This is a genomic window from Chitinophaga ginsengisegetis, from assembly GCF_900168065.1.
Lineage (GTDB): Bacteria > Bacteroidota > Bacteroidia > Chitinophagales > Chitinophagaceae > Chitinophaga > Chitinophaga ginsengisegetis.
In genome coordinates this window covers 67,339-81,202 of record NZ_FUZZ01000002.1, presented here as the reverse complement: position 1 = coordinate 81,202, position 13,864 = coordinate 67,339, and the positions used below count along the sequence as shown (strand labels likewise).

Annotated in this window: 7 protein-coding genes; 4 read left to right on the top strand and 3 right to left on the bottom strand. The window is 34.8% G+C overall.

Features of this window, described 5'->3' with window-relative positions; all coding sequences use genetic code 11:
• Nucleotides 1-21: 21 nt before the first annotated feature.
• Nucleotides 22-3,339, bottom strand: a complete 3,318-nt coding sequence (locus tag B5Z18_RS14115; RefSeq protein WP_079470139.1) for a SusC/RagA family TonB-linked outer membrane protein — start codon at nucleotides 3,337-3,339, stop codon at nucleotides 22-24.
• A gap of 378 nt (nucleotides 3,340-3,717) precedes the next feature.
• Here B5Z18_RS14115 and B5Z18_RS14110 point away from each other — a divergent pair, with 378 nt between their 5' ends.
• A complete protein-coding gene (locus tag B5Z18_RS14110) occupies nucleotides 3,718-6,465 on the top strand; it encodes an alpha/beta hydrolase family protein (protein WP_079470138.1) in 2,748 nt (915 codons plus the stop codon).
• A 181-nt stretch (nucleotides 6,466-6,646) separates the two neighbouring features.
• Here B5Z18_RS14110 and B5Z18_RS14105 read toward each other — a convergent pair whose 3' ends face one another.
• Entirely contained in the window at nucleotides 6,647-9,310 is a 2,664-nt protein-coding gene (locus B5Z18_RS14105) for an outer membrane beta-barrel protein (protein ID WP_079470137.1), read from the bottom strand.
• Nucleotides 9,311-10,089: 779 nt separating this feature from the next.
• Between B5Z18_RS14105 and B5Z18_RS14095 the strand changes: the two genes are divergently transcribed.
• From B5Z18_RS14095 to B5Z18_RS14085, 3 genes are all read left to right on the top strand, one after another.
• Entirely contained in the window at nucleotides 10,090-11,667 is a 1,578-nt protein-coding gene (locus B5Z18_RS14095; RefSeq protein ID WP_079470135.1) for a hypothetical protein, read from the top strand.
• Nucleotides 11,668-11,691: 24 nt separating this feature from the next.
• Entirely contained in the window at nucleotides 11,692-12,249 is a 558-nt protein-coding gene (locus B5Z18_RS14090; RefSeq protein WP_079470134.1) for a peroxiredoxin family protein, read from the top strand.
• Between the two features lie 140 nt (nucleotides 12,250-12,389).
• Nucleotides 12,390-12,656: a hypothetical protein gene (locus tag B5Z18_RS14085; protein ID WP_079470133.1), complete on the top strand. Its 267-nt coding sequence runs from the start codon at nucleotides 12,390-12,392 to the stop codon at nucleotides 12,654-12,656.
• Nucleotides 12,657-13,285: 629 nt separating this feature from the next.
• Here the strand turns inward: B5Z18_RS14085 and B5Z18_RS32295 are convergent.
• Complete coding sequence (locus B5Z18_RS32295) at nucleotides 13,286-13,552, bottom strand: hypothetical protein (protein ID WP_143313597.1); 267 nt, start codon at nucleotides 13,550-13,552, stop codon at nucleotides 13,286-13,288.
• Between the last annotated feature and the right edge of the window lie 312 nt (nucleotides 13,553-13,864).

The following is a 13,864-nucleotide window of genomic DNA, read 5'->3' as shown; positions in this document are numbered from 1 at the left end:
TTTGCTTAAAGTAGATGTATATCACAATGTAATCTGTGCACCTATTAAAACTGTTCTTAAAGGAGGAAGAGATAGTCCTGTTTCAGGATCCAATGATCTGAATTTTGTTATAGTTATAATATTCTGAGCATTTAGAAATATTCTGGCGTTTTGAATATGCAAATTCTTCTTCCAGGATTCCGGTAGTTCCCATGAGAGAGATATATTTTTAAGCCTAATATATGAGGCGTCTACAAAGACTGCATTGCTGTTAGTTATGAAGCTTAAATCAGTATTATTGTATACACTGTATGGTTCCAGGAGCTTTTTGTCTCCATTTTTTTGCCATCGGTCTTGAACAATTGTCGATTGATTGCCCATGCCTGAATTAAACTGGCCGGGGAAAGCAAGATTTTTTAGACCATAGGTAACATCGTCAATTGCCATTCTTTTAGTGAATGAAATGAAGATGTCCAAAGATAGATTTTTGTAAGTGAAGCTATTTTGTAGCCCGCCATAAAACTTAGGATCATTATTGAGCGTTACCGTTTTATCTGTTGGGTCCGATGGTGTGTATGTAGTACTCCCTTTAGCGTTAAGAAATTCGTATCTGCCAGTTGTGTCATTAACACCTATATAATTGTAAAGTGTTATTGTTGATAGAGGTTTGCCAATAAAGACTGAGTTATTCTTATCTTTACCAAAATAAGAAAGTAGCTGGTTCTTGGGAATTGTAATGTTGAAATTGGTTGACCAGTTGAAATTTCTCGTTTTGATATTAGTGGTATTAAAAGTAAATTCCCATCCCGTGTTTTGGACGACAGCAGGGAAATTTCGGGTTATACCTGAAAAGCCAGTTGTTGTTGATAACCGAGATTGAGTTAATTGGTTATTGGACCTATTTTGGTTATAGTTAGCGGTAAATAGAATTCTATCTTTCAGGAAACCTAATTCGATACCAATCTGTAGTTTTTTCGTTTCTTCCCATTGTAAATATGGATTAGTTAATCTACTCGGCGCTAAGCCAATTATGCCCTGATATGCATTGCCCGTAATAAAAATGGGTTGATATATGTCCATGAAACGATAATCTCCTATCTGATCATTTCCAGTTGTGCCATAGCTACCCCTTAGTTTTCCAAAACTAATCACTGGTAAATGGGACTGAATGAATTGTTCTTGTGAGAAAATCCAAGCAGCACCTATCGCTCCAAAATTATGGAATTGATTTTCAGACCCGAATCTAGAGCTTCCGTCTCTTCTTGCAGTTAGATTCAGAATATACTTGTCGAGCCAGTTGTAGGTAATTCTACTATACAGAGCATTGTACTTATATACAGAATTAATATTGGTGCCCATTATACTTGTTGCAGATGCTAAATCCTCCATTACGAGTTCATTACTGAATCCGGTCGCTGAGATATTTTGCTGGTCACTATTTTGTTGAGTAAGCGTGCTACCCAATAGAGCTGTTAATTTCCCTTTACTTACTTTCTTGTTATATTCAACTTGCGGCTCTATAATCCACGATGTCATGCGGTTTGTGACAAAGACGGTTCCATTTGGGAAATATGAGGCATACTCCGGTATGAAAACAGAGGCTGGTGACCTAGTTGTTTCATTAGTATTTAATGAATTGTAACCAAAGCTACTTTTTATAATCAATCCAGGAAATAGTTCATAGCCTAACGTAGTATTTCCAACTAAATTGAATGTTTTATTCGTGCTTTTTTGTTCATTAGGGGCAATCGGATTAGCAAAGTAAGTGCTAGCTCCATTAGAATCAGGCATCCAGTTCAAAGTTCCATCAGGATTATACGGATCTGGAGCGACGGGAACTAATGTCAAAGCACTTGAAGTGAGGTCATTTAATGGTAATTTGTTATCATCGAAAAGAAAGGATCCTGTGACTTGAATTCTGAATTTTTGATTGGATGAGCTTCCGTTTAAGTTTAAGTGTATGGATCCTTTTGTATCTGAGAATGAACCTGGAAACACCGTTGTTTCCTTGTGATATCCCGCTCCTAGCATGAATTGAGTATAAGTACTACCTCCTGATATGCTCAGTTGAGCGTCAGTATAACGTGCAGATCTACCTATTAGTTCTTCTTGCCAATCTATATTACGAGTCGTATCCCAGGTTCCGTTTAAATCCCAGTCAAATTCTGAAGGGACGGCACCATCATTTGATAAAGCTTCATGCCGCATCTGAAGATACTCCTTTGTATTTAAGAGGTCCATTTTTCGGGGCACCTTCGCCCATCCACTTTGAAATAATAAGCTTGTCCTGATTGGGCCTGTTTTACCTTTTTTGGTAGTAATTAATACTGCTCCATTTGCCGCTCTTGAACCGTAAATTGCAGTGGCGTCAGCGTCTTTAAGTATTTCTATACTCTCTATATCTGCTGAATTTAGATAACTTAAGGGATTGCCATATGTGCCACGAGTTCCAGACCAACCGCCTATTGTATTTTTGGTAGGTAATAATTGCGAGACGTATGGAACGCCGTCGATTACATAGAATGGATCGTTGCCACTCGATAGACTATTCACCCCTTGTATTCGAACTGTGACACCTGAACCGGCTAGACCATTGGATTGTTCAATGAATATTCCAGGTACGCGCCCTTGTAAAGCCATCAGGGGATTTGTAACTGGTTGTTTTTGAATGTCTATTGCTTTTATATTACCTATATTTCCCGTATTCAAACGCTTTGTTGTATTCCCGTATGCTATTACAACTTTTTCGTCAAGTAGGTTAGTATGCGAATTTAGTTGTATTAGTATATCATTTTTATGAGCGATAACTTCTTTGGATTCAAATCCAATGGAGGTTATTACTATAAGAGTACCTTTATCTATATCGGATAGTCTAAAACTACCGTCTGTATTTGATATTGTACCGCGACTATTATTTTTTATTTTTATACTTGCTCCTGGAATTGGATTACCCTCTTTGTCAATAATTTTACCAGTTAATTGAAGTATGGCAGATATGGTATCTTTTCTACTTAAATCCGTTTTGAAGATTGCGATTGAATTCTTTCCTAATACAAATGATAAATTCTTCCTGTCATTCAATAAGAAAATCATCACATCATCTATCTTTGTTTGAAGAAAGTTGACTGTAACTCTTTTTTTTTCATTAAGGTCTGTTTCCTGATAGTTATTATGGATGGTGAGTCCAGTCTGTTGTTGAATCTTTTTAAAGACCTTTTCAAGAGGAATATTGTTCGCGGATATGGTCACTTTGGGCATTTGCCGAGTTGCGTTTCCTAATGCCGGAAATAAGTAGTATGTACTAATAAAGAGTATAATTATTAAAGGACGTATGGATGCTCCTAGTAATTTTTTAACCATATAAGTACATTTAAGTCCAGTTTGTAAAATTTATTTAAGGATATAGTTATAATACACTAAGAATATGATTTAGGTACTAACTGTTACTTAATTTATGGTACTTTATTAGTGAATTGAAGTCTCTAGTACTTATTACAATTAAAATGTGTATTCAACCAGTAAACCATACTTGATCAATATTTAATGGTTAATTATATGATTTTTAAATATTTATACATTTTACTTGATTAGTATTATTTAATTACAAATTATCAATGATCATATTATCTACTGTGGTATGGTTACATTGATAATGGTTAATTTAACCTGCAAAATTTTAGGTGTAAAGTATTTTGAAGATAAGAAGTGTAGTTATTTCTAATTTGATAATTCGTCATAATGAAGGCATTTTTTGTTTATGTTGTTTTTTCTTTTTTTGCTTTAAGTCTCAAAGGACAAGACTGGAAAGAGGACAATTTTTATTTGCGAAAGACCAAACCTCTGATCGATTCTTCAGTATATAATAGATGGTATTTTGTCGATGGTGCAAAAATAACTAACGACGGACGGTATATGTTTTATTGGATAAGAAATCAATCAAATGGAAATGATACAACAGTGCTAAAGGAATGTAATGGGAAATGGGAAAGGCGAATTCCGGGCATTATGCACGTGCAGTTCACATCTGATAGTAGGAGGGCCATTTTTAACTCAAAGGACACATTAAGCATACTTGAATTGGGAGGGGTTATATTTAGCAGAATACCAAATGTTAGGGGTTTTAGGGTGCCGACATCTAAAGGAGGCAGAAATTGGTTGGCGTTTGGAAATAATTCGTCAAATAATTTGGTGTTAAAGAATATTACTAATGGTGATGAAAGAGTTTACAATTCGGTTAAAAAGTATGTTTTTAGCGAAGATGGTAGATTAATGATATTGGAAAGAGAAGAGCATCGTAAAAATGATACTGTGCAATCTATAAGTTTGATTGAATTGTCAAATTTAAAGGAATCATCAATTTGGAGGGGAAAAGGTTTAAAGCAGTTGTTGTGTGACAAATCGGCAACTAACATTGCTTTTTTGATTTCGAATAGTGGTGAAAGTAGTACTATATGGTCTTATAGAAAGGGAGCATTGAGAACTATTTTATTGGCGGATAGAGGATCTATTGGGTTAGATACTAATTTGATAGTTGGAAATATGTCTGGAATTAATAATGATGGAAGTTTTCTGTTTTTTACTGCCAAAAAAAATGCGAATAAATTAAGTGATAGTATTTTATTATCAACAGTGAATATCTGGAGCTATCTCGATGAGAAGTTACTAACGGCAGAAATGGTAGATGGGGAACATGCCCCCGTTTATTCATTTGTGATTAGTTTGAAAGACTATCGTATTAAAAGATTGGATAACGATAATGAATGGATTTTAGCTCAGAATACTAGCGATAGTTTATATCTGATTCAACATATTTCAGGCAGTGCAGATGAAGCAGATAACAAATGGAATTCGGCTTCTCAGTTTACATATTATTTAAGATCAGTAAAACAGAAGGATGATTTGGCGTTAAAATTTAGAAAGTCAAATATCATAGGGCTTTCTCCGAAGGGAAGGTTTGTGATATACTACAACAAGGAACAAGAGAGCTATTTTAGCTATGAAGTTGAAACAGGTCGTTATCGTAATTTGACCTCCAATATAAAAGTGTCATGGATTAATTATTTTAGAGAAGATCTTATGCATGTTCCAAGAGGGATTGCAGGTTGGTTGGAGAATGATGCTTCCGTTTTAATATATGACAAGTTTGATATTTGGAAAATTGACCCATTGAATATAAAACCACCGGTAAACCTTACCAATGGTTATGGATTTAAACACAGCATCATATTTTATCTTGGCCTCTCATATTCGTCGCCACCCTCATTTCGGAATGGTGATATCCTTGTTTTGAATGCAGTAAGTGTGATGACAAAAAAGAATGGTTTTTTTCGCAAGAAACTGGGAGAACCTGGTGACCCGAACGAACTTACTATGGGAGATTATATCTATCAACTTGTGGATAATCCATATACGGAGAATAATGGTTCCTATCCTATCAAAGCAAGAGACCGAGATGTGTATATTGTTTCTAGGATGAAAGCTAATGAATCCCCCAATTATTTTTCTACTTCTGATTTTAAGACGTTTATTCAATTAAGTAGTGTTTATCCAGAAAAGCATTATAATTGGTATACAACCGAACTGCATACTTGGAAGAAGGAAGATGGGGCCAATGCGCAGGGGATTCTTTATAAACCCGAAGATTTTGATTCGAGTAAGAGGTATCCAATTATTTTCTATTATTATGAAAAGAAGTCATTTTCGTTGAATGCCTATCTATTGCCAGAAAACATATCTGGTTTTTGTAATATAAATATACCGACATTTGTCAGTAATGGATATTTGGTTTTTTCGCCAGATATCGATTATGTCATTGGTGATCCGATGCAAGGAACTTTTGATGCAGTAGTTTCAGCAGCGAACTATATGGGCAATATGGCATATGTGGATAAACATAAGATGGGGATTGGGGGGTGTAGTTTTGGAGGATTACAAACCAACTATCTTGTAACGCATACCAATTTGTTTGCGGCTGCTTATTCATCGTGTTCAATGTCGGATCTTATAAGCGCGTACGGAGATGTGCCGGCGAGATATAAGAGCTTGCAAAGCTATTTTGAATTGGGACAAGGACGAATGGGAGGTACATTGTGGCAGATCCCAGAAGCTTATATAAAAAGCTCGGCAGTTTTTAGTGCGGACAAAGTTACTACGCCATTATTATTAATGCAGAATACTAATGATGGCATCTGTTCTTTTTCGCAAGCAGTTGAATTTTTTACGGCTTTACGCAGGTTAGGCAAGAGAGCATGGTTGTTAGAGTATACTGATGGGAATCATGGTGTTTTTGGGAAGTCAGCTGAAGATTATGGTATTCGTCTTAAACAGTTCTTCGATCATTACCTGAAGAATAAGCCTGCCCCAAACTGGATGACACGAGGTATACCAACCAAGATGAATGGACGAAATAATGATTATCATTTGGATTATAATATTAAAACGCCTGGTAAGGGATTGTTGAAGGAGGTTAGTGATGTAGAGTTCTAAGGGAAGTTTCTATATGCGTATTGCAAATAATAATACACTCAAAGTGAGTTTTTGGGTCGTGTTAGGTTAAGTATTGCATTTCTTTTATTTGTCTTATCATATTGCTTATACAATTCGCTCTAAAACTGTAAATTTAAGCATAATATTTTTAAATAGTTGAATTCGTTATAGATATCTGATATCAGTTTCTTTTGCCAAGAAAATAGGAGAAACTAATGAGAAAACATTGTTCCAATACCTTTGTTCGGATGTCTTCAATGTAGGTGTCCTGAACATTACGTTTGATACCTACATTTTGTTTTAGTAAATCAAATGCTTGTAATTTTAGTTGTCCTTGCTTATGTGAGAATAAGTTTTTAGATATAGATGCATTTAGAATAAATGGATTAACATTATATCCTTCGGTCCTCCCCGTTGCCCACCCGTAATAGAAGTTTGTATTAATTATTATATTATATGGAATATTAATATTTCCAGTGTAGGTAAATCCACCATTCAAATATTTTTGGATATTCATTCCTTGATCCGAGTACTGTACCATATTGAAGCTAATGTTTCCGGCGACTATGCAATCGAATATTTTTTTGTAGGAATAGTTGAGTCTGATTGATTGAGCGAGCGTAATATCATTGCGAAAACCGCTCTTCCCATTTAGAAAAGTTGGTGTCTGTCCAATAATTGCAGATGTGTTAAAGGTTAAGAAATCCTGCCTCACTTTCAGCGGGAGACTAGTTCCTATATCCAAATTCGCCATGTATCCTCCATTAATGTTGAAGGGCCGGATAATTTCTCTGCCAAGAGAATCAAATTCAGAGGCATTGATAATTTGATTCTTCATGAACCTACTGCCAATGGATATAGTGAAATTGCATAACGACCTGGTGTTGAATTTATTGTATAGAAAGCTAAACATATGAACTGTCATAGGCTTTAGAGTGGGATTGCCTATTTTTATATGTAGAGGATCACTCATGTCTGGTACGGGCTGAAGTTGTGATATTTCGGGAAATTCGGCAGTTTTTATATAAGAGAATCGCAGCCTTTTGTTGGATCGGAAGGAATAGTTGAAATTTGCATCAGGTAAGAAGACATGAATCATAGTAGAACTATAACTATTGGTACTAAGGTTGTTATTAGTCATTTTTGTTAAGAGCGATGCAACAGAGATAGAGTAATCGAGTTTTTCCTTTTGAAATAACCAGTTGGCTTTTGCATAATGTTGAATTGGGGAATTGTTAAAGTTACTACTAAGGCTATCGCTTTCAATGTCATATAATTTGGTTAAGTTATTGAAGTTATAAGCAACTTTGTTTGAACTGTTTTTTGTATGATCCTCGGCTAATGAGAGTGTGAGGAAACCATTTTTCGTTATGGGCTCGGTTAAACTTAGAAGAATAAACAATTTATTATTATGGATGTCTCTTACGGTCTTTTGATTAATAGAATCCTTTATTAGCTCTAAGCTAGTTGGAAAATACTTGTTGTCTGACTTATTAACTGCCGTTTCCATTCCATTTCCTTTTCCATAACTTAGAATTATGCTCAATTGTCGACCTTTTTTGAGAAACCTTTTATCATACCTTAGTCCTCCAGAAACGGAGTTAAAGGAGCTGTTATTAATGCTATTTGTATTGCCACTATTCAATTGTAATTGATCTTTAGTAGATTCATAGTTGCTCTTAAAGAAATTTGTACTCCGAGATATTGAGAATTGATTATTAAAACTAATACTTTGAAAGGAATCCAACTTGTACTCTAGCTGAATAGAATAATCATTGTTTGAGTCAGTTCGTCTGTTGTCCGATTCTTGAGTAGAATGAAAGTCTAAATCAGTAGTAAAATTTTCCCTTACACTGTTTCGCTGATCAAGTCCAACTCCATTATTCATTATGTAATTGGCACTAATTGTCATTTTCTTATTTATTTCCTCATTATAACTTATCCCTCCATTCCAGTTTCTTTGCATACCAGTATTCGCTATCGACTTTGAATCCATAGCACCATTAATATTATCTCCATTTCCTAGTAGCATCAATTGTTGTCTGCTTCTGAAGCGACTCAGACTTGATTTTACGGCAAAGCGATTGGAAGTGCCATATCCAGTCGTTAGTTCACCACTGAAAATATTCAATTTGCTCTCTTTAATTGTAAGATTGATTATCGTTTCTGATTGGCTGGTGTTTAGATTATGTGATTCTTTTTGCTCTTTTCTTTGATTAATGAATTGAACTTTATCAATTAAATCGGCTTGTATATTTTTACTTATTATTTTAAGATTATCTCCACCAAAAAGAGGTTTCCCATCTACTAGAATTTTGTTTACTAATTGTCCATTGATGCTTATTTTTCCATTCTTATCTATTTCGAGACCAGGAATTTTGGTGAATAGATCCTCTACTAACGCATTTTCTTTAGTTTTGAAATAAATAGAATTGTATTCAATAGTGTCTTTCGTTATTCTAATTGGATCTTTTGTTTCTGATATTTCAACTTGAGCTAAATTGAAGCCAGTTCTTTTCATCGAGATTATTCCTATGTCCCGTATTTTTTCACCTTTTATTAGTGATAAGGGATATATCAAAGATTTATAACCTAGATAAGAGATATACAGAGTATAATCATCAAATGGTAAACTATCGATATGGAAGAACCCATTTTTATCAGTGAATGTTAATGTCACCCTGCTTGAATCTTTAGAACGTAAGCAGTTTACAGTCGCCGCCGATAAACTAAGTTGAGTGTCTGAATCATTAATCTGCCCTTTAATTTGCCCTCGATGAGAAGTTTGAGCAAAAATGGGAAGGGGAAACAAAGCTATGAATAAGGTAATTATTAATTGCTTCATAAAGAGGTATTGCCGATGATCTCTAAATTCTGGTATTTAGATGCAATCAAATAGCAGTTAATAATTACAAGTATGATGGTTAAGGCTAAAAAAAAAGTGAGGTGCTGTATGGTGATTGCAGTGGCTGGGTTTAATTTTGATGCAATGAATCAGTCAAGGAATATTAGGAAGATGGTTAGTAGTAATATATCGAATGCATCTTAATTCCATTGGTTGAGACAAAGATATCCCAAGACCCTCAAATCAATAACCATGTCGATTTCGATTCCAACTTAGACACTGAAATTCTGGTAATACTTGGTTGACAGGAGCCTAATGGCTTCAGTTGTGAAAGTATTTAAAGTTCTGATAGGCGGTGAAGCCGATAAGGGGCTTGTCAGAGAACCGCACTGTGATTCTCATCGCAACTATAAGGCACTAATTACATTATGCGAGTTATTATTTCGTATTTTAATTTTATTTGTCGTATTGGATATCACTGGTAGTAAGTGTGAGGAGTCAATTGAACTTGTTGTAGAGTAATATAGAAGGAGAACAGAAATAATCTTTGTATCGGAAGGTATGGATTGTAGAGTTAATTATACTTTATACTATTTATTTAAAAATGTATCGTAATTGGCACTCGATGTCTTATCGGGTATACAAGTCTTCGAATATCTATTCTGATTGTTGTATATAAATTATATATAACGCATGTAATAAAGAAAGTGTAACGGACTTTATGCAGTATTGCAAACCACTAGGCAAAAGTAATTTGTGAGAAATCATTAACTAATTATATGGAGATAACTAAGCAAGTAATGGAGGGGGATACTTTCCCTTTGGAAGACAGTTTTAAGGATTACGTGTTCAAGAGTCCGCTAAATAAGTTATTATTAAGAATAGGTGTTCCAACTATCATTTTACTATTCATTGTATTTAAGATATTGTATCCTTTTGCAGGATTTATAAATGGAGATTCATATATATACTTAGAATCAGCGTATCATAATTTTACAGTAAATACCTATCCGATTGGTTATTCCAAGTTTCTACGTCTTATTAGTGTGTTTACCCACTCAGATACAGTTGTCGTAGGAGTCCAATACTTTTTATTGGAGATCAACACCTTGTTGTTAGTATTTACGATATTTTACTTTTATAATCCTGCTAAGCTAACTAGGGTTTGCCTTTTCATATTCATGACGATGAATCCAGTTTACTTGTATCTCGCAAACTATATTTCAAGTGATTCTTTCTTTCTTTCGCTCAGCTTGACTTGGTTTGTTCTATTGATATGGATTATGAATAGACCAACGAGTTGGTTGATAGTTATTAATGCACTACTTCTTTTTATGGCTTTTACCGTGAGGTATAATGCACTATTCTATCCCGTAATAAGTGTTGTTGCGCTATTATTATCCAGACGCAAAGTGTTTATGAGTTTGATCGGGTTCGGTTTGAGTCTTTTGTTAATAGGTATATTTATTCAGGTAACAAGTGAGAAATTTAAGAGCATAAGTGGATACAAGCAGTTTACCCCTTTTACGGGATGGCAGATGGCAAATAATGCCCTATATGCTTATAGATACGTCGATAGTATCGATAGGAAGAATGTTCCTCTGAGGTTGCAGCTATTAGACGGATTAGTTCGCAATTATTTTGATTCTAGTAGAGATATCAGAACGCATCCTGCTGAAGCGCTGGTTGCAAGTACAGTTTATATGTGGGATCCTAGATCACCACTCTCAATTTACATGGAGAGTCAATTTAAGAAGGACTCAATGGCATCTCCTTTAAAGAAATGGTCTACAGTGGCACCTATTATGAAAGAGTATGGGACCTTTTTAATAAAATCATACCCTGAAGAATTTGCTAAACATTACTTAATTCCGAATGCAATTAAGTACTATGCCCCACCAGTAGAGTTTCTAGATAGATATAGCACAGGAGTGGATAGCGTGAACGAAACGGCAAAAGTCTGGTTTGATTATAAGAGTAACAAAATCAAATGCTACTTTAAGGACTTTAACGTAAGTATATTGAATTTTTATCCTGTACTAACAGGAACAATGAACGTGATATTTGTGCTAGGAACTATTAGTTTTATATTTTTACGAGGCTATAGACAGAATCTACAATTGAAGAAAGGATTAATACTTGTTGCAACAATATGGGCAGTTAATTTTGGGTTTAGCGTTTTTGCATCTCCTATTGCGCTTAGATTTCAACTGTTTCCAATTCTGATTTCGTTGTCGTTTGCATTTTTATTGATTGACTATCTTGTTAAAGCTGCTAAAGGTTCAATAGAGAATGATTTAGTAAGCATGCCAGACCAAGATATGGAGAAGACGACTGACCAACATGTTACGGTCTAATTCAATAACGATAAAGTTTATTTTATGAAACGGAAGCGTTCTTTGTTAATAACGGCTTTGCTATTTTTGGGCTTACTCGTTTACATAGGCGTAGGTAAGTTGAAGGGATATCAAATGCTTTTAAATGATGGCAATGTTGGCTATATTAGGCCAGTTGTAACCGGTCATGAGGGAGAGCTATTGCCTAGTATAGAGTTGCTACTTTCTGATAGTGCAAGCTATTTAAATCTTCAATCTATTCGATCAGGAATCCCACTTGTGTTATTCTATTTTGGTCCCGATTGTCCTTTTTGTCAATCAGAAATTGAGGAGATAATTGTGAACATGGCTCATCTGAGAAAGATTAGGTTTTATCTAATTACTCCCTACGGATACTCTGATATGAAAAGATTTGTTGATAAGTATCAATTGCATAAGTATGATAATATCATTATAGGCGTTGATTATAAGTTTAAATTTGGAAGTTATTTTAGAACCCAGGTTATACCGTATTTGGCTATTTATAGTGGTGATAGAAAGTTGTTAGCGGCATTCGCTGGCAATATGAAATATAGACAGATTAAAGCTATTAGTGGTAATTAACTTTTTGCGCAATAAATACTGACTTGATTCTTGCAAGTAGAGTCAGATCTAGAAATGGGGTAGCCGAAAACCATTATAATCGAGTAGGCGATTTTCTATAACTTAAGTTTAGCTTTTTGATTTAAAAAGCATCTATCATTATGAAACAAGCAAAATTAGCATTAACAGCAGTAGCTCTCCTGGCAGTAGTAGGTGGTGCATTAGCATTCAAGGCTAATAGAATCGCTAAAACTTTCTATTCTTATGGTACTACTACCGTTGCTGGTGAAGAAAAGATTGGCTGCGTTTTGCCTATTACTTTGACTCTTACTCCAGTAGCTGCTGGTGGTTTCGTTACGACTTTGTATTCTTCTACATTCAATGACGCAACTACTACTTGTACTGCTCGCGTAACTACAAATGCTTAAGTCAAGCGTTATAGAGATCGATTGATATACTTTCTTAGTATATTAGTTTGATCGATAGTAATTGATAATCAATAACTGAGAGAAAAGAGCCGTCCTCTATGTTTTTTATAACAGGGACGGTTCTTTATTTTAGAATTGGATACAATCGAAGAAGATCACATAGACCTTTGAGTAATCTCACATTATATAAGTAGATAGTACAACTGTAGGACATAAAAAGTTAAATATTCACTGACACCTAAATAAGTCGGATACTTACAAATTGGATTCACAGAGGAAGTGTTGCTTGAGTAAACGACTATTACAAGCACTGGAGAAAATACTGTATTGGGCAAGAGAAAAACAGCTGGATTGCTTCCAGCTGCCTAAGAAATTATCCGGCTATCGGATTGAATCGGAGTTTTTGCATTTTATAGGATCTTCCTCACACATCAATAAATAGCATGACAGAGAAAGGCACTTTGATGTACTTACGATATGTTTCGTTCGCTAGTAAGAACTTTGACCCTGTCCAGGAGGGCAACTACATCATCTCTGAAGTTCTATCTGTCAGGTCCAGTGGACTAGTGTGAGATTACGGATTATAGTCGTTTAACTACTATGTATTTTTGTTAATGTGTGTTTGGGCATTACGAAGAGGCTGTTACTCTGCTTGTGCAGGTGGTACTCTGATCATTAAATGATGAAGAATAAAGAGTAGTTACAAATCCCCCCGCTGGCACAGGAGTTAGAAGAACTCCAGTGCTTATTACGCAACCTTGAATTTCTTCTCCAAATCTTATTGTTGTGCCAAATGAATAGAAAACATTTATTGACCTGTTTGCTTTAAATGCTAGTGAACCGCCAATTGTGGCAAAAATTGATACTGCGGTTAAGGCAAGTTTTGCTTTTTTCATAATTGAACTTCTTTTAAAGTTTAAATTTAGTTCTGATTAGAGTTACTTAGTCCTTGTCGATCTTAGTCTTTCATTGTGATAATTTACAGCCTAATACTGTCCTGCTTATTGGAAATTTGCTATTTTATTATTCTTTATGGCTTTGAAATATACTGGATGAGTTTCACAATGCCTTCTGTTATATTTCTTTGAAGAGATACACCTGAAATTAAGTAGTTATAGGTTAAACATAGTTTGTTCGATGAAAATTATTTTTTCGAGTTTTCCTTTATATTATAAGATTGTCTGTGATTAGAATGTGTCGTGTGTATA